Source organism: Halomonas sp. NO4 (assembly GCF_010994375.1).
GTDB lineage: Bacteria > Pseudomonadota > Gammaproteobacteria > Pseudomonadales > Halomonadaceae > Halomonas.
This window is the reverse complement of the sequence record NZ_WHMA01000001.1, coordinates 276,683-296,816: the sequence shown is the minus strand read 5'-3', so window position 1 is coordinate 296,816 and position 20,134 is coordinate 276,683. Positions and strand designations below refer to the sequence as shown.

At 67.8% G+C, this 20,134-nt stretch carries 17 protein-coding genes; 8 read left to right on the top strand and 9 right to left on the bottom strand.

Annotated features, from left to right (window positions below; all coding sequences use genetic code 11):
- The first annotated feature begins 15 nt into the window (after positions 1–15).
- From rpsA to FEF15_RS01440, 3 genes are all read left to right on the top strand, one after another.
- On the top strand, positions 16–1,692 hold the full coding sequence (gene rpsA / locus FEF15_RS01450) for a 30S ribosomal protein S1 (RefSeq protein ID WP_163557300.1): 1,677 nt from the start codon (positions 16–18) through the stop codon (positions 1,690–1,692).
- 144 nt (positions 1,693–1,836) lie between these two features.
- Entirely contained in the window at positions 1,837–2,247 is a 411-nt protein-coding gene (locus FEF15_RS01445) for an SRPBCC family protein (RefSeq protein WP_163557299.1), read from the top strand.
- Positions 2,244–2,906 carry a VTT domain-containing protein gene (locus FEF15_RS01440; protein ID WP_240454036.1) on the top strand — a complete coding sequence of 221 codons (663 nt, stop codon included), beginning with the start codon at positions 2,244–2,246 and terminating at the stop codon, positions 2,904–2,906. The genes FEF15_RS01445 and FEF15_RS01440 overlap by 4 nt, the downstream gene beginning before the upstream one ends.
- Before the next feature lie 9 nt (positions 2,907–2,915).
- On the opposite strand, the gene FEF15_RS01435 is transcribed toward FEF15_RS01440, so the two are convergent.
- The 9 genes from FEF15_RS01435 to FEF15_RS01395 all read right to left on the bottom strand — a co-directional run bounded on the left by FEF15_RS01435 (position 2,916) and on the right by FEF15_RS01395 (position 12,980).
- Positions 2,916–4,463, bottom strand: a complete 1,548-nt coding sequence (locus tag FEF15_RS01435; protein WP_163557298.1) for a diguanylate cyclase — start codon at positions 4,461–4,463, stop codon at positions 2,916–2,918.
- Between the two features lie 96 nt (positions 4,464–4,559).
- Positions 4,560–4,796, bottom strand: a complete 237-nt coding sequence (locus FEF15_RS01430; RefSeq protein ID WP_163557297.1) for a DUF2789 domain-containing protein — start codon at positions 4,794–4,796, stop codon at positions 4,560–4,562.
- A gap of 104 nt (positions 4,797–4,900) precedes the next feature.
- Complete coding sequence (locus FEF15_RS01425) at positions 4,901–5,950, bottom strand: asparaginase (RefSeq protein ID WP_163557296.1); 1,050 nt, start codon at positions 5,948–5,950, stop codon at positions 4,901–4,903.
- Between the two features lie 96 nt (positions 5,951–6,046).
- Positions 6,047–7,258, bottom strand: coding sequence for an MFS transporter (locus FEF15_RS01420; protein WP_163557295.1), 1,212 nt, complete (start codon positions 7,256–7,258; stop codon positions 6,047–6,049).
- Positions 7,242–7,790 (bottom strand): hypothetical protein, encoded by a 549-nt coding sequence (locus FEF15_RS01415; RefSeq protein WP_163557294.1) that lies wholly within the window; start codon positions 7,788–7,790, stop codon positions 7,242–7,244. Before FEF15_RS01415 ends, FEF15_RS01420 begins: the two co-directional genes overlap by 17 nt.
- 121 nt (positions 7,791–7,911) lie before the next feature.
- Entirely contained in the window at positions 7,912–9,201 is a 1,290-nt protein-coding gene (locus tag FEF15_RS01410) for a DEAD/DEAH box helicase (protein WP_163557293.1), read from the bottom strand.
- A 180-nt stretch (positions 9,202–9,381) separates the two neighbouring features.
- A complete protein-coding gene (locus tag FEF15_RS01405) occupies positions 9,382–9,978 on the bottom strand; it encodes an ABC-type transport auxiliary lipoprotein family protein (protein ID WP_163557292.1) in 597 nt (198 codons plus the stop codon).
- A gap of 18 nt (positions 9,979–9,996) precedes the next feature.
- A complete protein-coding gene (gene pqiB, locus FEF15_RS01400; protein ID WP_163557291.1) occupies positions 9,997–11,673 on the bottom strand; it encodes an intermembrane transport protein PqiB in 1,677 nt (558 codons plus the stop codon).
- Positions 11,670–12,980, bottom strand: a complete 1,311-nt coding sequence (locus FEF15_RS01395) for a paraquat-inducible protein A (RefSeq protein ID WP_240454035.1) — start codon at positions 12,978–12,980, stop codon at positions 11,670–11,672. The genes pqiB and FEF15_RS01395 overlap by 4 nt, the downstream gene beginning before the upstream one ends.
- Before the next feature lie 193 nt (positions 12,981–13,173).
- On the opposite strand from FEF15_RS01395, the gene FEF15_RS01390 reads away from it, so the two are divergent.
- The 5 genes from FEF15_RS01390 to cydC all read left to right on the top strand — a co-directional run bounded on the left by FEF15_RS01390 (position 13,174) and on the right by cydC (position 20,127).
- A complete protein-coding gene (locus FEF15_RS01390; protein ID WP_163557289.1) occupies positions 13,174–14,157 on the top strand; it encodes a calcium/sodium antiporter in 984 nt (327 codons plus the stop codon).
- 134 nt (positions 14,158–14,291) lie between these two features.
- Positions 14,292–15,704 carry a cytochrome ubiquinol oxidase subunit I gene (locus FEF15_RS01385; protein WP_163557288.1) on the top strand — a complete coding sequence of 471 codons (1,413 nt, stop codon included), beginning with the start codon at positions 14,292–14,294 and terminating at the stop codon, positions 15,702–15,704.
- Between the two features lie 3 nt (positions 15,705–15,707).
- A complete protein-coding gene (gene cydB, locus FEF15_RS01380; RefSeq protein ID WP_163557287.1) occupies positions 15,708–16,709 on the top strand; it encodes a cytochrome d ubiquinol oxidase subunit II in 1,002 nt (333 codons plus the stop codon).
- Positions 16,710–16,712: 3 nt separating this feature from the next.
- The gene (cydD, locus tag FEF15_RS01375; protein ID WP_163557286.1) at positions 16,713–18,392 is read left to right on the top strand and encodes a thiol reductant ABC exporter subunit CydD; all 1,680 of its coding nucleotides are present in this window, start codon (positions 16,713–16,715) and stop codon (positions 18,390–18,392) included.
- Positions 18,385–20,127 (top strand): thiol reductant ABC exporter subunit CydC, encoded by a 1,743-nt coding sequence (gene cydC / locus FEF15_RS01370; RefSeq protein WP_163557285.1) that lies wholly within the window; start codon positions 18,385–18,387, stop codon positions 20,125–20,127. Before cydD ends, cydC begins: the two co-directional genes overlap by 8 nt.
- Positions 20,128–20,134 lie beyond the last annotated feature (7 nt).

Sequence of the window (20,134 nt, the reverse complement as noted above, 5' to 3'; positions counted from 1 at the left end):
TCACGTAGGAACATCATGAGCGAAAGCTTTGCTGAACTTTTCGAACAATCGCTTCAGGACATCAACATGGAGCCGGGCGCCATCGTTATGGCGACCGTCGTCGACATCGAGGGTGACTGGGTCACCGTCAATGCCGGCCTGAAGTCCGAAGGGCAGATTCCCGCGGCGCAGTTCCGCGATGAGAACGGCGAACTGACCATCGCCGTGGGCGACGAAGTCAAGGTCGCTCTGGAAGCCGTCGAGGACGGTTTCGGTGAGACGCGTCTGTCTCGCGAGAAGGCCAAGCGCGCCGAGGCCTGGAAGGTACTGGAAGCGGCCTTCGAGAAGGAAGAGATCGTCAAGGGCGTGATCAACGGCAAGGTCAAGGGCGGTTTCACCGTCGATATCGACTCGATCCGCGCATTCCTGCCGGGCTCGCTGGTCGACGTGCGTCCGGTGCGCGACACCACGCATCTCGAGAACAAGGAACTCGACTTCAAGGTCATCAAGCTCGACCCGAAGCGCAACAACGTCGTCGTGTCGCGTCGCGCCGTGCTCGAGGCCGAGAACAGCGCCGAGCGTGAAGCGTTGCTCGCCACCCTTCAGGAAGGCCAGCAGATCGTCGGTATCGTCAAGAACCTCACCGACTACGGCGCCTTCGTCGACCTGGGCGGCGTCGATGGCCTGCTGCACATCACCGACATGGCCTGGAAGCGCATCAAGCATCCCAGCGAGATCGTGGCCGTCGGCGACGAGATCACCGTCAAGGTGCTGAAGTTCGACCGCGAGCGCAACCGCGTCTCCCTCGGCCTCAAGCAGCTGGGTGAGGATCCGTGGGTCAACATCAAGGATCGCTACCCCGAGGGTACCGTGGTCACTGCCCAGGTCACCAACCTCACCGACTACGGCTGCTTCGCTGAGCTGGAAGAGGGTGTCGAGGGTCTGGTCCACGTCTCCGAAATGGACTGGACCAACAAGAACATCCACCCCTCCAAGGTCGTGCAGATCGGCGATGATGTGGATGTCATGGTGCTCGACATCGACGAGGAGCGTCGTCGTATCTCCCTGGGCATCAAGCAGTGTACCCCGAACCCCTGGGAGACCTTCAGCGCCACGTACAACAAGGGCGACCGTGTTTCCGGCACTATCAAGTCGATCACCGACTTCGGCATCTTCATCGGCCTGGAAGGCGGCATCGATGGCTTGGTTCACCTCTCCGACCTCTCCTGGACCGAGACCGGCGAAGAGGCCGTGCGCCGCTACAAGAAGGGTGACGAGGCCGAGGCCGTGATCCTCTCCATCGATCCGGAGCGCGAGCGCATCTCGCTGGGCATCAAGCAGCTCGACACCGATCCGGTCGCCGAGTACCTGGCCGTCAACGACAAGGGCTCCATCGTCACCGGCCGCGTGGTCGAGGTCGATGCCAAGGAAGCTCAGGTCGAGTTGGCCACCGATGTCATCGCCGTGCTCAAGGCCTCCGAGATCAGCGCCGACCGCGTCGAGGACGCCCGCAACGTGCTCAGCGAGGGTGATACGGTCGAGGCACGCATCATCGGCGTCGATCGCAAGAACCGCCAGATCAGCCTCTCCATCAAGGCCAAGGAGCAGGATGACACCCGCCAGAACCTGAAGAAACTGCGCGAGCAGGACGTCGACACCGGTGGTCCGACCACCATCGGCGACCTTATCAAGCAGCAGATGGGTCAGGACTGATCCGCACTCTGGTGAACGCCGGGTGAGATGACCCCAGTACCAACGCCGTCCCGTTCCGGGGCGGCGTTGTTGTTTGTCGGTCCGTTATGCGAAGCTGATGTACGAAGCAGATCGCCTGGGGACCATGGAGAGCGGAGCGCGAGCATGGCTACCATCGAACACAGTGCCATCGTCAAGGCGTCCCCGGAGCGAGTCTTCGCCCTGCTGGAACGAGTCGAGGACTTCGTCGACTACTCCGACATGATCCAGTCGATCGAATCGCTCGGGGATGCCCGCTACCGCTGGCACGTGCACGCCGTGGGCATGGACTGGACTTTCGACGTGGCGATCACCGAGCGCCAGCCGCCGGAAGTGCTGGCCTGGGAGTCCCTGGACGGGGTGCACAACCAAGGCTGCTATCGTCTGACCCCGGTCGAGGAGGGTACCGAGGTGGCGCTCACCCTCACCTATGCGATCCGCAACCGCTTGGTGGAGAAGGCCGTCACTCGGGCCGCGAGGCCGCTGGTGGGCAAGGTCAGCCAGCAGATACTCGAGCGGGTCGAGGCCCGGCTGTGAAAGGCTCCGTTTACCGGCGTTGGGTCGCCATTGCCGCGGCGGCGATGATGGCGGGCTACCTGTGGGTCTGGTACACCCCGGATCTCGCCGATGTGCAGCGCTGGGCGCAGCAGACCTCTGAGCACCCTGCGACGATACTGGGCGTCATGGCGATCATGGCCATTACTCTGGCCCTGGGGCTTCCCGCCAGCATCGGGCTGTGGCTGATTGCACCGTTCTACCCCCCTGCCGTGGCAGTACCCATGCTGGTGCTGGGTAGTCTCGGCGGTGCCCTGGGAGGGTATGTGATCGCCCGGCGGGTGGGCTTGCGCTGGCGGCCGGGCCGCTTGACCCGTCGCGTGGTGCGTCTGCTGGAGAGGCGCTGCGATGTGCTCACCCAGTGTGCGCTGCGTGTGCTGCCCGGATTTCCCCATGCCGTGATCAACTATGCCGCCGGGTTGCGTCAGTTGCCGCTACATGGCTTCATTTTTGCTGCCGTGGTCGGGCTGGGCATCAAGTGGGCCGTGTATGCCAATGCGATCTATCACACCTTGTCGGCAGCCGAGCGACAACGCGTCCTGACTCTTGAACTGCTGGCCCCGCTGGTGGCGCTGTCGATGTTGCTGCTGATCGGAGCCTGGGCTCGGCGCTTCTTCGTTCGAGGTTTCGACGAGCGGTGAGACGCCAATTCACTGCCGGTAGTGGTTGATGCCGTCGCGTCCGCTATGTTTGACGCCATACATCGCCTGGTCGGCGGCGTCGATGAGTTCGCTGGGTTCCGCGAAGTCGGCATCCTCCAGGCTGGCAATGCCGATCGACGCCGTGACGTGGATCGGCTCGCCCTGGGAGTGGGCTAGCGGCTCGGTGGCTAGGGTGGTGCGAATCCGGTCGGCCAGGACGCCAGCCTGGCCGCGCCGCGTCTGGGGCATCAGCACCAGGAATTCCTCGCCGCCGTAGCGTCCGGCCACGTCGTTCTCGCGAACCATGCCCTTGAGAGCGCTGGCGAAGTGGATCAGCACCCGGTCACCGAAGCGGTGGCCATGGTGATCATTGAGGCGCTTGAAGTGATCCAGGTCGATGAACATCACGGAGAGCGCCTGTCGCGTCGTCTGTGCCTTGCGGAAATGCAGGGCGAGCAGGGTCTCCAGCCAGGAGCGGTTGGCAAGCCCGGTTAGGTAGTCGGTGCGTCGCTGCTCGTCGAGGTCGGAGTGGCTGGCCTGCAACGCCTCCAGTTCCCGTTGCTGCGCGGCCAGGCGCTGGCTCAAGCGAAAGTTCTGCGCAAACAGCAGCTGCTTGGCTTCCTGGACGAGGCTGTGGTGGTCGATGTCGGGTGGGCAGGTGATCTCGAAAAGCGAGGCGGCCGAAGGGAGCTGGGCCTGGAGCTCTTCCAGCAGCCGCTCCAGGCGCTGGGCATCGATGGTGTCGAGCTCGAGCAGCTGACGGAGCAGGCCGCTGAAGGCCAGCGTGGGGTCGTCGGCCAGCCAGCAGTCGGCGATACGGCAGGAGAGGCGCACGCAGAGCTGAGGCGGATCCTCGTCTTCCAGCGGTCCATGGCTTTCGGCAATGGCCGCCGTCAGGCGATCGGGCAGCCGCCAGCGGGCGGCGAGCCAGGCGCCGACGCGGGCGTGGTCGCATCCATAGAAGCGTTGCTCGGCCAGGCACAGGGCGCTGTGCTCCGTCAGATCGGGAATCCGCGAGCGGTAGATCTCACCGTCCAGCGCGTCCAGGACCAGGATGCCGATGTCCTGGATCAGGGCCGCCGTGAAGACCAGGCCGGCATGCTCGGGGCAGAGTTGCCTGGCCAGGTGCTGGGCTGCCAGGGCGGCGATGATGGCGCGTTGCCAGAGACGCTCCAGGTCCAGCGGTTGGCCGGGACCTGGTCGGGGAAGGCCGAAACTCATGGCGGCGGCGAGGGTGGCGTCGAGTCCCAGGCGCGACACTGCTTCCAGACAGGTGGTGACGCGCGCGCTGCTGCGGGCGTAGAGGGCGCTGTTGGCCAGCGACAGCAGCCGCAAGGTGAGAGCCGGGTCCTTCTCGATGATCCGGGCAAAGTCGGCCAGGCGCGGTTCGTCCGCGCGTGCCAGGCGAACCACTTCGGCGGCCGCCGCGGGCAGGCTCGGCAACGCCGGGTCGTCGGCTAGGCGTTCACGCAGGGTGTCGGGGAGCGGGGCTGGCGACGGTATCGTCGATGGGGGCTCGTCATCGAGCAAATCGGCTGACGTCCTGTCGAGCGTCATGACGACTCCTGAGTAAAACGCTTGGTTGAATGTTACCTATCATAACCAACTTTACTCAGGGTTTACGCCCCCGTCCTTCGTCGAATAGCGCTTTGATCAACCTTTTCTTAACGACGCATCGAGGTGGTCGACCACCTCCGCCCAGTCGGCATCATCGTCCAGCGCTTCGTGGAGGAATTCGGCCTGGGCCTCGTTCCAGAAGGGCGCTTCGTGAAGGGGCATCGATTCCGGAAGGGGGGCGTGGCGCTCTATGAAAGCCTTGATTGAGGCTTCGTCGGCGGGCAGGCCCAGCTGTTCGAAGAGCTCGGTGAAGTGGTGCACGGGCTGTTCCATGGTGTGCCTCCTTGGCGTGGACGGGTCTGTCTTCAACCTAGACGCTCAGCTCGGCCCCTGCCCGCGCCGACCTGGCGGGTCGGCGGTGAAGCCTTCACGGCGCGTCAACGCTCGCCGACCAGTGGCGTGAGGAAACGCCGACGGCGCTCAGCGTCGTCGAGCGGCAGGGCGAGCAGGTGCACGAGCTTGGTGTAGGCGGCTTCCGGCGTCATGGTGTCCCCCGACAGCACGTCGGCGTCCGCCAGGCCGCGCCCGGCGGCATAGCGGCCCAGCGTCACGCCGCCGGTGGGACATTGGCTGACCGCAGCGAGCAGCTTGCCTTCTCCGCTGGCTTGGGCGAGGACGCCGAGCAGCGCCGGGTCGTCCGGGGCGTTACCGCCGCCCCACACCTCCAGCAGCGCTCCCTTGACGCGGTCATCCCTCAGCCAGGCGTCGAGCTGCCAGGCCTGGATGCCCGGCCACAGGGCGATGCGTGCAACGCTGCCGTGGGCCAGGCCACCGGCATAGTCGGCCAGTTCGAAGCGTGGCGCGCCCCGCTGCTGGCTGACCAGGGTGCGAGAGGCAAAGAGCACGGCGTCATCTCCCACCCGTTCACCCAGCAGGGGGTAGTGGGGCGTGGTGAAGGCTTCCTGGGCGCCCACCTTGCGGCTGCGCACTCCGCGCAGGAGGCGGCCACCAAAGGCCACGCCCACCTCCTGCAGCAGCGGCTGAGCGGCAAAGCGCAGGGCCAGCTCGATGTTGTCCCGAGCGTCGCTGCCGTCGGCATCCAGAGGACGCATGGCGCCGGTCACCACCACAGGACGGTCGAGACCCTGCAGCTGGAAGGCGAGGCTAGAGGCGCTCCACGCCAGGGTATCGGTGCCGTGCAGCACTACCACGCCGGCATGCTCGGGCAGGGCTGCAGCGATCTCGCGGCCCAGGCGCTGCCAGTCGGCCGGGGTGGCGCCGCTGGAGTCGATGGGGTGGGGGCTCTCGCGCACCACGAAATCGGGCAGGCTGGCATGGCTCGAGGGTGGCAGGGTGGCCAGGGTCTGGTGCAGGCGCCGGGTGAAGTCGGGGCCGGGGGCGAGGCCATGCGGCGTCTCGACCATACCGATGGTGCCGCCCACGTAGAGCAGCAGGACGGGGCGGTCGGAAGCGGGGAAGGCGGACATGGCGACTCCTGGCAGTGGGAGGGAGAAGGGCGTCGGCGGCCATCATAGCGCCTTGCGCTTCGCGACTCACGGCGCCGGCCGGGAGGTGGGGGCCTCTCAGCGGGTGATCAGCCGGCCGGTTTCATCGACATCGAGTCGGCGGTTGCGTCCGGCCAGCAAGGCAAAGCCGGCGGCCAGAGCGACGATCAGCAGCAGCACCGTGGTCACCGCGGTCAGGGAGACCGCGAACTGCAGCAGCAGCCCCACGGCCAGCGGTCCCATGGCGGCCAGGGTATAGCCGCCACCCTGGGCGAGGCCGGAGAGCTTGCCCGCCAGGCGGGGCGTCGCGGTGCGCAGCACGATCAGGCTGAGTGCCAAGCTGAAACAGCCGCCCTGGCCGAGGCCCAGGAGGACGACGCCGCCCCAGCGCCAAGCAAGCGGGCCCAGCAGCAGCAGCCACAACCCGGCGGCGACGCTGCCGAGCACCAGCAGCAGCGCCGGACGCTGGTCGCGGCCCAGGCGTGCCAGCCAGGGGGCCCCCAGGGCGGACACGAGCTGCACCATGACCGAGGCGGCCATCATCCAGCCGGCCTGGACATCGCTGTAACCGCGCGCCTGCAGCAGGGTGGGCAACCAACCGAACACGATGTAGGCCAGCGAGGACTGGGTGCCCATGAGCAGCATGACCTGCCAGGCCAGCGGCTGGGTGAGGAGTTGACGCAGCGAGCCGCCTGCAGCCGAGGGCGGCGGCGGTTCTCGGCGCGGCATGAGGCGCAGCCAGGCGGCCATTGCCACCCCGGCGAGCAGTGCCCAGCTGACCAGGCTGGCCCGCCAGCCGCCGAGCCACTCGGCAAGGGGGATGCTGAGTCCGGCGCCCAGTGCGCCACCCAGGCACAGCGCCATGGTGTAGACGCCGGTCATCAGGTCGGCGCCTCCCGGAATCTCGCGCTTGACCAGCGCCGGGAGCAGGGTGCCGGCCACGCCGATGGCGGCGCCCACCAGGAGGGTGCCGAGAAAGAGCAGGGCGCTGGGGGGCAGGCCGCGCAGGGCCAGACCGACGACCAGAACCCCGAGGGCCAGACCCAGCGCGCGCTCGGCACCCAGTCGCTTGCTCAGCCAGGGAGCCAGAGGGGCAAACAGCCCCAGGCAGAGCACCGGCAAGGTGGTCAGAGCACCGATGGCCAGCGGCGGGAGGCCGGTGTCCTGCTGCACGCGAACCAGCATCGGAGCCAGGGAAGACAGGGCCGGGCGGAGGTTGAGGCCCACCAGCACCATCAGCACGAGAAAAAGGCCGAGGCGCTGGCGGTCCCCGCTAGCGCTTGTTGTCATCGTTTCGCCACTCCCTTCCCTGGCGAATCCGCGAGGGTGGCTGGGTTTTGTCGTCCTTGGGGGTCAGCAGTGGATCCTCGTCGGCGCCGTAGACGCCGAACTTCACCACCCCCGGGTCGGCACTGGAGCGGACCTGGCGACGAATGGCCGAGACATCCTCAGTGCTCACCAGCAGGGTTTGGCCGCCCTGAACCTGCCGCTGCACGGTCAGGTGGCCATCAAAGGTCCAGCAGCGTTGGGGCACCTGGGCCACGTCCCAGACGCGGCCCTGCCAGTAGGCTCGCCCCTGGGCATCGAGGCCGAGCGCCTCGATGGGCACCAGTGCCGCGAAGAGCCTGGCGTTGAGGACCAGCCCGATGCCGCTCATCTTGACGGCGCCCTCGAAGCGGCCGGCCGGGAGCTGGGCCAGCACCTCGCTGCGTTTGCCCATCGGCTCGACGCTGCCCTGCCCGCACAGGTGCAGGAGGCCATCGTCGATCTGCTTGATGACCCACACCGGCACCGGCTTCCTGCCGGTTAACCACCTCAGCATGGCAAGGCGGCCTCTCTGAAGGCGGGTTGGTCAGCGATCATGGCGGGGCGGGACTCCTAGGCTCGCCAGTGGATAAAACGCCTACATTGGCACATTTTTCCGGCGCCTGTCATGCGCTGGATCAGGCCTGACGGGCGCGTGTGCGCCGCCGGCGACGCGGTGCTCGGCTCTCGCCATCGCTCTCGCTCCGGCGCGGGGGAGCTTGGCGTCCGCGCGTCTCCTGGGCGCCGCGCGGCTGGCCGCGTCGGCCGTTCTCGATGGGTTCGGGCCTGGCGTTGGGGTCGGGCTCGAAGCCGGGTTCGATGCGTTTCTCCAGGTCGCGCTTGATCAAGCGCTCGATGCCCTTGAGCAATCCGTGCTCGTCGACGCAGACCAGGGACACCGCCTGGCCGTCGCTGCCGGCACGACCGGTACGCCCGATGCGGTGCACGTAGTCCTCGGCCACGTTGGGCAGTTCGAAGTTGACCACGTGGGGCAGTTCGTTGATGTCCAGGCCGCGCGCGGCGATGTCGGTGGCTACCAGCACCTGCAGCTCGCCGCTCTTGAAGGCGGCCAGTGCCCGGGTGCGTGCCGACTGGCTCTTGTTGCCGTGGATCGCCATGGCGGGGATCGCCTGTTTGGAGAGTTGCTCCGCCAGGCGGTTGGCGCCGTGCTTGGTGCGAGTGAACACCAGCACCTGATACCACTGGTGGCGGGTGATCAGGTGGGCGAGCAGGTCGCGCTTCTTGTCGCGATCGACCCGGTAGATCGCCTGGTCGACGGTCTCGGCAGTGGTGTTACGCCGGGCGACCTCGATCTTGGCCGGGTTGTCGAGCAGCTTGCCGGCCAGTGCCTGGATCTCGTCGGAGAAGGTGGCTGAGAAGAGCAGGTTCTGGCGCTTGGCGGGCAGCACGCGCAGGATCTTCTTGATGTCGTGGATGAAGCCCATGTCGAGCATGCGGTCGGCTTCATCGAGCACCAGGGTCTCGACCCGCGAGAGGTCGACATGGCCCTGCTGGTGCAGGTCGAGCAGGCGGCCGGGGGTCGCCACTAGTACGTCCAGGCCGGGGCGAAGGGCGTCCACCTGGGGCTGCTGGCCGACGCCGCCGAAGATCACGTGGCTGCGCAGGGTCAGGTGGCGGCCGTAGTCGGCCACGCTCTCGCCCACCTGAGCGGCCAGTTCGCGGGTCGGTGTCAGCACCAGGGCGCGCACTTGGCGCTTGCCGGGACGCGGTCCCGTGGCCAGGCGTTGCAGCATGGGCAGGGTGAAACCGGCAGTCTTGCCGGTGCCGGTCTGGGCGCTGGCCAACAGGTCCCCGCCCTCGAGCACGGCGGGTATCGCCTGGCGTTGGATCGGGGTCGGGGTGGTGTAGCCTTGTGCCTCGACGGCACGCAGCAGTTCGGCCCGCAGGCCGAGTTCGGAAAAGGTCATGCGTTCTCCGCAGGAACGTCACGGCCACGCCATGCGGCGGCGCGCATGGCCAGTCCCGGGCCGGGGCGTGAGGAAGTCGGAATAGGATGCGGCAGGAGGGACTACGTTGTGCCGCGGCGGGCAGTATGCCACAGCCTGGCGCCCGGCGCAGCCTTTACCGCATTCCGCCTGGGCGGGGGGTTACTCTCGACGGCGAAGGGCCGTGCTGATGGCATCGGCGACCTGCTTCCAGCTCTCGCCCAGGGCGCGCACCAGGGCTGGGTAGCCGTCGCTGGCCAGTTCGGTGGTGGCGCGGAAGTCTTCGACGATCAGGGACTCGCCGTCGCTGTCTCGCAGCTGCCACTGCCCGGCGACATGGGCCGTGCCGTCGTAGTGGCCCTGGAAGCGGTCGACATCGAGCGCCAGGGTCAGGACGGGACCGGGAGAAGTATCGTCACTGCGCAGCACGCGCGTATCGGGGAGGTTGGCGGCCAGGCGAGCGCGCAGGGTGCGCTCCAACTGGAGTGGGAGCGGCTCGGCCCAGACATGGCTGCGCGCTTCGTTGAGGGTGATGTCGTCCAGCTGCAGGACGATGCCTTCGACGTCCAGGTAGCGAGCCAGGCGCGGCGTCTGAACCCGCAGCAGCTGCGCGGGCGAGGCGGGCGGTGGCGACACCGCCGCGAGGTCCGCCGGCAGCGTATAGCGCTGCGCCGGCGGGGAGGAGGTGGCACAGCCCCCCAGCCACAGCAGGGGAGCCAGGGCGGCGACCAGGATAAGGGCTCTTTTTGCGGTATCCATCCTTGCCTGTCTCCTTGTTCACGGCTGGCGCGGCGCGCGGGGCAGCGGGTCGCTGGTTTCCAGGCTGTCGAAGAGCAGGGCGCGCGGGTTCTCGTTGAGGGTGCGGGCCACCGGCTGGAGATCGCGCAGCAGCCGCTCGAGTCGTCCCAAAACGCCGGTCAGTTCGCGATAGGCGGTGGAGTCGGGGTTCAGCCCCTGCAGCGTATCGCGGAGTTCCTCCAGGGTGGTGTTGAGGTTGCCTGCAACCTGGCGCGTCGCCGGATCCTCGAGCAGCGATTGCAGCGAGCGAGATACCTCGCGCACTTCGGCGAGCATCGCCTCGGAGGCTGCCAGGTTGCGGTCGAGACCGGTCAGCAGGGGTTCGACCTCGAGGGCGTTGAGCTTGTCCAGCAGTGCCGTGACCTGGGCCTCGATGCGGGCGAATCCCCCTGTGGTGGTGGGGAAGACCTGGCGCTCGGAAAAGGTCTTGGGTGTGTGCTCGCCGGCCAGGTCTTGCTGGAAATTGATGTCGACGAAGAGCGCGCCGGTCAGCAGGTTGCCGCTCTTCAGCGAGGCGCGCAGCCCCCGGTCGAAGAGCCGGTCGAAGCGCTCGCGCCACTCCTCCAGGTCGATCTCCTGGTTCTCGATGCCCAGCCGCTGTGGCTCGATGCGTACCAGTACCGGGATCGAGAAACTGCTGCGCGAGTCGGGCTGGGTGGCGGTGAAATTCCACGGCACGGCGGCCACGGTGCCGATGCGCACACCGCGGAACTCCACCGGGGCGCCGCGGGACAGGCCGCGGACCGTGTCCTCGATCAGCAGCACGTACTCCAGGTAGCGGCTGAAGGTCCCCTGGCGGGCGCTCTCCTCGTCGACATAGAGGGTGAAGGTGGCATCGGGCTCCACCGGCCGGCCGCGCGGCAGCTCTTCGGGTACGCCGAAGGTGATGCCGCCGCCCAGCAGCGCCTCCAGGGACTCGACGTTGACGCGTACGCCGTCGGCATCCAGCCGCAGGTCGATACCGCTGGCCGACCAGAAACGCGTGCTGTCGGTGACCAGCTCGTCGTAAGGGCTCTCGATGAACACGCGGTGGTGCATGCGCTGGCTCTGCGGATCGAAGCGTGCTTCCTCCACTCGGCCTACCGTGTACCCTTGGTAGGTGACCGGATCGCCGGTGCTCAGCGAGTTGCCGAGCTGGCTGACCAGGTTGAGGCGGAGCCCGGCGGCGTCCGCTGGGGCCACGGGGGGCTGGTCGCTGACTTCGAATTCCTGCGCCTCGCTCTCGGCCGTGCCAGGCTCGAGCTGGATGTAGGCGCCGGAAAGCACGGTGTTCAGGCCGCTGATGCCCTCACGCCCGATGCGCGGCTTGACCACCCAGAAGCGGCTGTCCGCCTTGAGCATGTCGTCGGTCTCCGGTTCCATGCGCGCCGTGATCACGGCGTGAGAGAGGTCGTCGGCCAGCTGCACCTTCTCGACGCGGCCCACTTCCACGTTACGTGTCTTGATCAGGGTGCTGCCGGCCTCGATGCCCTCGGCGTTGCTCATGATCAGGGTGATCTGGGGGCCGCGGCTGCGATAGTTGTCATAGACCAGCCACAGGCCGATCAGGATGGCCACCAGGGGGACGATCCAGATCGGCGATAGGCGCGACTGGGGCGTGGGGCGGGCGCGGTGCATGTTGTCGGGTGTGTCGGCATCGCGGCGTGAATCGTTCATTGGACGCCTCCTTGCTGCGGGTCCAGTCGAGGCGTGGACCGACGGGGTAGGGGCGGATCCCAGATCAGGCGGGGATCGAAGGTCATGGCGGCGAGCATGGTCAGCACCACCACGCCACCGAAGGCCAGGGCCGCCGGCCCCGGGGTGATGGACATCAAGGTGCCGGCGCGGATCAGGGCCACCAGGATCGCCACCACGAAGACGTCCACCATGGACCAGCGGCCGATGAATTCGGTCAGTCGGTAGAGCCGGGTTCGGGCCACGCCATTGAGTTCGTCACTGCGCGACACCACCAGGCACAGCCAGGCCAGGGCCACCAGCTTGCCGACCGGCACGATGACACTGGCCACAAAGATCACCGTGGCCACCGGCCAGGAGCCCATCTGGACCAGTTCCACCACGCCGCCAATGATGGTCGAGGGCGAGGCGTGGCCGAGGCTGGTGGTGGTCATGATGGGATAGAGGTTGGCCGGCAGGTACAGGATGCTGGCGGCAGCAAGCAGTGCCCAGGTGCGCTGCAGGCTGTAGGGGTGGCGCGCGTGCAACCGTTCGCCGCAGCGTACGCAGTGTCCGTGCCCTTCACGCGATAGGCGATTGACCAGCCCACAGGTCGGGCAACCGGTGAGCCCCTGGGGCGCCGCCGTGGTGCCGGTACGCGCCCCGCCAGGAGCGCGCGGTTCGCCGGCCAGCGAGAACCACAGCCAATCGGAATCCACCGACTGGGTGGTTACCAGCAGCAGCAGCGCGAAGGTGCAGAAGGCCCAGAAGGCGATGCCCAGCTCCACCTGGGCCATGCCGGAAATCTTGATCAGGCTGACCAGGGCACCAACGATGAAGACGTCGGCCATCATCCAGGGGTGCAGATGGGCCAGCGATCGGGCGATACTGCGCCCGGCTGGTAGCGGAGTGCCCCGCAGCAGTCCGAACTGCAGCCAGATGACGCCGATCAGGTAGACCGCCGGCAGCACCACGATGGAGAGAATTACTGCAATGGCGACCACCGGCTGCTGAAAGCCGATCAGGGTGGTGGCGGTCTCGGTCAATTCGATGCGATTGCCGATGCCTCTCACCGTGAAGCTGACGAACGGAAAAGACACGGCGACGACCAGGGCCACCATGGCCGCGATCGCCAGCGCCATGCTGCGCTGGGCCGGATAGCGGTGGCGAGTCACCAGGGTGTGTCCGCAGCGCGGGCAGTCGGCCTGTTCGCCCGGTCGCAGTGCTGGCAGAGCGACCAGCCAGTCGCATTCGTGGCAGGCTCGCAGGCGTCGCCGAGCGCGGTTTGCCTCGGGCGGCGAGCGATCCACGAGCGGAGCACTGGGCGGCAATGAGGTGAGGGGGTGAGGTAGCCTGGGCACCGACAATGACGACCTGATGGTGAACGAAAGGCGCGAACCCGCGTCTGCCGGTCCGAGCGCGGCCGGTTGGGAAAGTGTGACACGTTGACGCGGGACGTACCATAGACAAACATTCGCGAGCGAATGTGAACAAGGAGATGACATGATCCTTCCCGCCATGGCGGTCGCCGCAGGCCTGATACTGCTGGTATGGAGTGCCGAACGCTTTGTGGACGGTGCGGCAGCAACCTCGCAGCGCCTGGGGCTCTCGCCGCTGTTGATCGGCATGCTGGTAATCGGCTTCGGCACCTCCGCCCCCGAGCTGACGGTCTCGGCCCTGGCCGCGGGGCAGGGCAATCCTGGCCTGGCCCTGGGCAACGCCTACGGTTCCAATATCGCCAATATCGGCCTGATCTTGGGGCTGGTGGCCTTGCTGTCGCCGCTGGCAGTGCATTCCAGCGTTGTTCGTCGCGAGTTGCCGGTACTGGGAGCCGTGACACTGCTCTCGGCACTGCTTATGGGGGGCGGGTTGATCGGGCGGCTTGAGGGGGTGCTGCTGCTGGCGCTGCTGGCCGCCTTCATCGGCTTCAGCATCTTTCAGGCTCGGCGCGGCGAGCGTGATCCCCTGGCTGATGACACGCAGGAGAGTCTGGCGTCGCACCCCATGTCGCTCAAGGCGAGCCTGACCTGGACGCTGGTCGGTCTGGTCTTGCTGATCGCCAGTTCGCGACTGCTGGTGTGGGGCGCGGTGGCTATCGCCGAGGGGTTCGGGGTCAGCGACCTGATCATCGGTCTCACTGTGGTCGCTGTGGGGACGTCACTGCCGGAACTGGCCTCGTCGATCAGCGCGCTGCGGCGCCGCGAGCACGATTTGGTGCTGGGCAACGTGGTGGGCTCCAACCTCTTCAATACCCTCGGCGTAGTGGGCGTGGCCGCGCTTATCACACCCATCGAGGTGGCGCGCGAGGTGTTGCTGCGCGACTGGACGCTGATGACGGCCATGACCGCCCTGATGGCGGTGTTCGCCATGGGCTGGCGAGGGCGCCCGGGGCGGATCAATCGCCTGGAGGGGGTCGCGCTGCTGACGCTGTTCGTTGCCTACACCCTGTTCATGATCCGACTGGTGGTGACGGGGCCCGGTTCTTGACACCCCCTCTGCGACAACCCGACACGTGGGGAAATGGAGAATCCCCCGTGTCGGGTTGTTGCGCATGGCCTAGACTGGGCGGGCGCAAGGCGCGTCGACGCTGACTCACCGCCGCTTGGCAAGAGGCAATCGTCATGGAATTAGACCCCCTCCTGCTGTCACGACTGCAGTTCGCATTCGTGGTCTCTTTTCACGCCATCTTCCCGGTGTTCACCATCGGGCTGGCCTCCTACATCGCCCTGCTCCACGGGCTCTTTTACCGCACCGAGAATCCCGTCTGGGACCGCCTGGCCCAGTTCTGGACCCAGGTCTTCGCCGTGGTGTTCGGCATGGGGGTGGTGTCAGGCATCGTCATGTCCTTCCAGTTCGGCACCAACTGGAGTCATTTCTCCCAGGCAGCCGCCAATTTCCTGGGGCCGGTGCTCAGTTATGAGGTGGTGACCGCCTTCTTCCTCGAGGCGGCGTTTCTGGGGGTGCTGCTGTTCGGTCGTGGCAAGGTGCCCCAGGGCGTGCACCTCTTCGCGGCGGTCATGGTGGCGCTGGGGACCTTTGTCTCATCGTTCTGGATCCTCTCCGCCAACAGTTGGATGCAGACCCCGGCCGGCACAGTACTCGCCGATGGCCACTTCCGCGTGACCGACTGGGGCGAGGCGATTTTCAATCCCTCCTTTCCTTGGCGTTTCGCCCACATGGTGATGGCCTCCTTTCTCACCGGCGGCTTCGTGGTGGCCGGGGTGAGCGCCTGGTACCTGCTGATCGGGCGCGATGTGGCAGCCAATCGCCGCGCGCTCTCCATGTGCCTGTGGCTGCTGCTGGTACTGACGCCCGCCCAGGCGGTGATCGGCGATTTCCACGGCCTCAATACCCTGGAGCACCAGCCCACCAAAGTGGCCGCCATGGAGGGCAACTGGCAGACCCAGGCCAACGTGCCGCTACTGCTGTTCGCCTGGCCCGACCGGGCGGCGCAGACCAACCATTTCGAGGTGGGCATTCCCAGCCTGGCGAGCCTGATCCTGACCCATGAGGCCGACGGTGTGGTCCCCGGCATCGGCGAGGCACCGCCCGAAGAGCAGCCGCCGGTCTGGCTGGTGTTCTGGGCGTTTCGCGTGATGGTGGGGCTCGGCTTTCTAATGATCGGCGTCGCGCTGGCCGGGCTGTGGCTGCGCCGTGGCGGTCGGGTCTACGCCCATCGCGGCTTCCTGCAACTGCTGAGGGTGATGAGTGTGACGCCGTTCATCGCGGTGCTGGCGGGGTGGATCGTCACCGAAACGGGGCGTGCGCCGTGGCTGGTCTACGGCCTGATGAGCCACGCCGAGGGGCTGACTCCGTCGCTCACCGGTGGCATGGCGCTCTTCACCCTGGTGGGCTACGTGCTGGTCTATGCCGTGGTCTTCTGGTCCGGCCTCTATTACCTGACCCGTGTGGTGCGCCAGGGCATGCTGCCCGAATCTGAGCCCCATCCCGAGGAGGTCGAGCATGCCAAGCGCCCCTTCTCGGCGGCCCATGCCCCCTTCGATCGCGATGCCGCGCCGACCTGGAAGGAGTGAGCCATGGAACTCTTCGATCTCTCGCTGATCTGGGCGCTGATCATCGGCTTTGGCGTGATCATGTACGTGCTGATGGATGGCTTCGACCTGGGCCTGGGCATCCTCTATCCCTTTGCCCCCGACGAGCACGCCCGCGATGTGATGATGAACTCGGTGGCCCCGGTCTGGGACGGCAACGAGACCTGGCTGGTGCTGGGCGGCGCCGGCCTGCTGGGTGCCTTTCCGCTGGTCTATTCGGTGTTCCTGCCGGCGCTCTACATCGGCGTCTTCCTGATGCTGGCGGGGCTGATCTTCCGCGGTATCGCCTTCGAGTTCCGCTTCAAGGCCCAGCGCAGTCGTCGCTGGTGGAATCGTGCCTTCTGCTGGGGCTCCGCCGTGGCCGCCTTTGCCCAGGGCGCCGTGGTGGGGGCCTATATCCAGGGTTTTGCCGTGCAGGATTTCGCCTACGTGGGCGGGCCCCTGGACTGGCTGACGCCCTTCACGGTCGTGACGGGGATCGGCTTGATGATCGGCTATGCCCTGCTGGGAGCCACCTGGCTGATCCTCAAGAGCGAGGGGCACGTCCAGGCGTGGGCCTATCGCATCACGCCACGGCTGCTCGCGGCGGTGCTGGCGATCTTCGTGGTGATCAGCCTGTGGACGCCCTTCATCGACCCGGCGGTGCGCAGCCGCTGGTTCGACCACCTCCAGCTGATCTGGATCCTGCCGGCCCTGGCGCTGGCCTGTGCAGTCTGGCTGTGGCGTGCCGTGCGTCGCCGCCAGGAAGGTCAGCCCTTCGTGGCGACCCTGGGGCTGTTCGTCTTCACCTACCTGGGGCTGGTGGCCAGCAAGTGGCCGGTGATCGTGCCGCCGGATCACACGATCTGGGATGCCGCTTCGGCGCCGGAATCGCAGCTCTTCCTGCTGATCGGGGTGCTGTTCGTCATCCCCATCGTGCTGGCCTACACGGCCTGGACCTACTGGGTGTTCCGCGGCAAGGTCCGCGCCGACGAGGGCTATCACTGAGCCATGGCCGGTGACGGTGAGTCGCGTCGCTGGCTGGCAGCCCAGGCGGCCGCCCAGCGGGGCTGGCTGCGGCTCGCCGTGCTCTCGGGCCTGCTGGCCAGCCTGCTGACCATTGCCCAACTGGGCCTTTTGGCGTGGATTCTCAGTCAGCTGCTGGTGGAAGGGTCGGCGCTCGACTCGCTTGGTGGCGCCTTTCTCGCGGTGGCGGGCTGTCTGGCGCTGCGTGCCCTGGCGCAGTGGGGCCAGGAGATGGCCGGGCAAGAGGCGAGCGAGCGTGTCCGTCGTCGCGTGCGGACCGAGTTGCTCGACCATTTGGCGGCGCTCGGTCCGGTGCGGGCGGGAGCGCATCACCCGGGCGGGGTGGCGAGCCAACTGGTCGAGCAGGTCGATGCCTTGGACGGCTACGTCGCCCGGTTCCTGCCGCACTGCTACCTGGCGCTCGCCGGCCCGCTGACGATCCTGGCCGTGGTGGCGTGGCTCGACTGGCTGGCGGCGGCCTTCCTGCTGCTCGCGGCCCCCTTGATTCCCCTCTTCATGGCGCTGGTCGGTGCCGGGGCGGAGCGCGTCAACCGCGAGCAGTTCGCTGCCGTGACCCGACTGTCGAGCCACTTCCTGGATCGCGTGCGCGGCATGACCACGCTGCAGCTGTTCGGTCGCACCGCCGATGCAACCCGGGAGGTGTACACCGCGGCCGACCACTACCGGCGACTCAGCCTGCGCCCGCTGCGCCTGGCCTTTCTCTCCTCGGCGGTGCTGGAGTTCTTCGCGTCGGTGGCGATTGCCGTGGTGGCCATCTATGTGGGGTTTGGCCTGCTTGGCTACATCGACTATGGCCCCTCGCCCGAGCTCACCCTCTTTTCGGGGCTGCTGGTGCTGCTGCTGGCGCCGGAGTTCTTCCAGCCCCTGCGCAGCCTGGCCCAGCACTACCACGATCGTGCCGCGGCGATCGGTGCAGCCCAGGGCATGCTGGCACTGCTGGCCGAGCCCGCCCGCCCCCGGCATCAGCGACAGGGGCCCGCGCCCCGTGGCGATGCCCGGGTCGAGCTGGTCGGTGTGGCGCTGAACCATCCGGGCAGGGGGCGGGTACTCGGCCCGCTGGACATCCGGGTGGCGCCAGGCGAGACGCTGGTGATCACCGGCCCCTCGGGGGCCGGCAAGTCATCACTGCTGCAGTTGCTGGCCGGCTTCGTTGCCCCGGACTCGGGGGTGCGCCGTGCGCTGCCCGGCCTGCGCCTGGCCTGGCTGGATCAGCGCCCCTGGCTCGTGCAGGGCAGTCTGGCGGAAAATCTCCGCCTGACGGCCCCCTCTGCCAGCGATGCCCAGCTGGTCGTGGCGCTCGAGCGGGTGGGGCTGGGCGAGATGCTGGCCGGCCTGCCGGAGGGGCTGGCGACGCCGCTGGGCGAGCGAGGGGTGGGGCTCTCCGGCGGCCAGGCACAGCGACTGGCGGTGGCTCGCCTCTTCCTGAGTGATGCCGACCTGGTGCTGCTCGACGAGCCCACGGCGAGCCTGGACGAGGCAAGCGAAGCGAAAGTGGTGGCGGCCCTGCAGGCACTGGCTGTAGACGGGCCTAGTCTGGTCATTGCCACTCACCATCCCGCCCTCATGCGTCTGGCGACGCGGCATCGGGTCATCGAGGCGGGGCACTTCGTCGCCGCGCCCGCCGGGGAGGCGAGCGATGCGTGATCCGCTGGGTGTGCAGGCGTTGCGCCCCTGGCTGCGATTGCTGGGAGAGCACCGGCGGCGTCTCTGGGGCGGCGCTGGCCTGCTGGCGCTTACGCTGGGCGCCGCCATCGGTCTGCTGGCGCTCGCCGGCTGGTTCATCACCGCCAGCGCCTTGACGGGCCTTGCCATGGCGGCTGGCCTGGCAGCGAGTCTCGATGTGCACCTGCCCGGGGGCGGGATTCGCGCCTTCGCCATCACCCGTACCGTGGCGCGCTACCTGGAGCGGCTCTACAACCACGATACCGTGCTGCGTCTGCTGGCCGACCTGCGAGGCCGCCTGTTTGCCGTGCTGTCGCGCCTGGATGCTCGCACCCTGGCACAGCAACGGGCCAGCGACTGGCTGACCCGCCTGATCGCCGATATCGACACCCTGGATGGTCTCTATCTGCGGCTGCTGGCGCCGCCGCTGGTGGCCCTGGGGCTGATCGGCCTGCTGGCGGCCTTTGTGGCGTTGTGGGTGCCCGCCGCGGGGGGACTCCTGGGTGCTGGCCTGCTGCTGGCCTGGCTATGGCTGACCGCCGGGCAGGCCAGGCTCGGCCTGGCGGCGAGCCGAGGCCGGGTGGCGCAACGCCAGCGGCTGCGTAGCCTGGCCGTCGAGCACCTGCAGGGTCTGGCCGAGCTCGAGGCACACGGTGTGACCGGGCGCCATCGTCAGCGCCTGGCCGCCTGCGAAGCCCGGCTGCAGGCGGACCAGCGTCGCCTCGCCCGATACACGGCCCTGGGCACGTCGCTGGTGGGTTTGGGGGTCGGCCTGGCCATGCTGGCGACCCTGTGGCTGGCCGCGGCGGCCTGGCAACGCGGTGAAATCGCAGGGGCCGTGATGGTGATGCTGCCGCTTGCCGTGCTCGCCCTTGGCGAGGCGCTGGCCCTGCTGCCCGGCGCCTTCACCCAGCTGGGCGCGACCCGTGCCGCCGCCGAACGTCTCAATGGCCTGGCGGAAGCCGGAAAGGGCGCAGCCACGGGCGGCACTGAGCCGCTGCCCGGCGGTGCCCCGTCGCTGACGCTGGGCGGGGTGTGCCTGCACTACCCGGGGGCATTACAGCCGGCGCTGGAAGCGGTGTCGCTGAGCCTGGGTGCGGGGGAGCGGCTGGCCGTGACGGGGGCTTCGGGCGCCGGCAAGAGCAGCCTTGCTGCGCTGCTGTCACGCCAGCTTGCGCCCGATGCGGGCACCATCCACTTTAACGAAGTGGCCTTGCCGGCGATCGACGAGGGCGCGCTGCGTACGCAGGTGGCGCTGCTGGGGCAGCGGGTCGATCTCTTCCAGGGGAGTCTCGCCGAGAACCTGCGGATTGCCGACCCTGGCGCGGATGACGCCAGCCTTGGACGGGCGCTCGACTGGGTGGGACTGGGCGAATGGGGCGAGTCCCTGCCGCATGGAATGGCGACCCCGGTGGGCGAGGGCGGTCGGGCGCTTTCCGGCGGCCAGGCACGGCGCCTGGCCCTGGCGCGGCTGTGGCTGCGCGATCCGGGGCTGGTGCTCCTCGACGAACCCTTTGCCGACCTCGATACGGCGACCGTCGAGCGGCTCGTCCCGCGGCTGGACACCTGGCTGGCCGGGCGCACGGTGGTCTATCTCCTCCATCGCCTCGACGACGGCCCCGCCTCGCCCCCCGGAGTCACCCATCGGGCACATCTGGTGGCGGGACAGCTGACGCACTTTGCGCCAGGTTGCACGATCGGTCAGGATGAGGGGTAGGCAACAA

Excerpts from the sequence above, each read along its gene's own strand:
- rpsA (WP_163557300.1), top strand. The coding sequence starts at position 16 with ATGAGCGAAAGCTTTGCTGAACTTTTCGAACAATCGCTTCAGGACATC.
- FEF15_RS01445 (WP_163557299.1), top strand. The coding sequence starts at position 1,837 with ATGGCTACCATCGAACACAGTGCCATCGTCAAGGCGTCCCCGGAGCGA.
- FEF15_RS01435 (WP_163557298.1), bottom strand. The coding sequence starts at position 4,463 with ATGACGCTCGACAGGACGTCAGCCGATTTGCTCGATGACGAGCCCCCA.
- FEF15_RS01430 (WP_163557297.1), bottom strand. The coding sequence starts at position 4,796 with ATGGAACAGCCCGTGCACCACTTCACCGAGCTCTTCGAACAGCTGGGC.
- FEF15_RS01425 (WP_163557296.1), bottom strand. The coding sequence starts at position 5,950 with ATGTCCGCCTTCCCCGCTTCCGACCGCCCCGTCCTGCTGCTCTACGTG.
- FEF15_RS01420 (WP_163557295.1), bottom strand. The coding sequence starts at position 7,258 with ATGACAACAAGCGCTAGCGGGGACCGCCAGCGCCTCGGCCTTTTTCTC.
- FEF15_RS01415 (WP_163557294.1), bottom strand. The coding sequence starts at position 7,790 with ATGCTGAGGTGGTTAACCGGCAGGAAGCCGGTGCCGGTGTGGGTCATC.
- FEF15_RS01410 (WP_163557293.1), bottom strand. The coding sequence starts at position 9,201 with ATGACCTTTTCCGAACTCGGCCTGCGGGCCGAACTGCTGCGTGCCGTC.
- FEF15_RS01405 (WP_163557292.1), bottom strand. The coding sequence starts at position 9,978 with ATGGATACCGCAAAAAGAGCCCTTATCCTGGTCGCCGCCCTGGCTCCC.
- pqiB (WP_163557291.1), bottom strand. The coding sequence starts at position 11,673 with ATGAACGATTCACGCCGCGATGCCGACACACCCGACAACATGCACCGC.
- FEF15_RS01390 (WP_163557289.1), top strand. The coding sequence starts at position 13,174 with ATGATCCTTCCCGCCATGGCGGTCGCCGCAGGCCTGATACTGCTGGTA.
- FEF15_RS01385 (WP_163557288.1), top strand. The coding sequence starts at position 14,292 with ATGGAATTAGACCCCCTCCTGCTGTCACGACTGCAGTTCGCATTCGTG.
- cydB (WP_163557287.1), top strand. The coding sequence starts at position 15,708 with ATGGAACTCTTCGATCTCTCGCTGATCTGGGCGCTGATCATCGGCTTT.
- cydD (WP_163557286.1), top strand. The coding sequence starts at position 16,713 with ATGGCCGGTGACGGTGAGTCGCGTCGCTGGCTGGCAGCCCAGGCGGCC.
- cydC (WP_163557285.1), top strand. The coding sequence starts at position 18,385 with ATGCGTGATCCGCTGGGTGTGCAGGCGTTGCGCCCCTGGCTGCGATTG.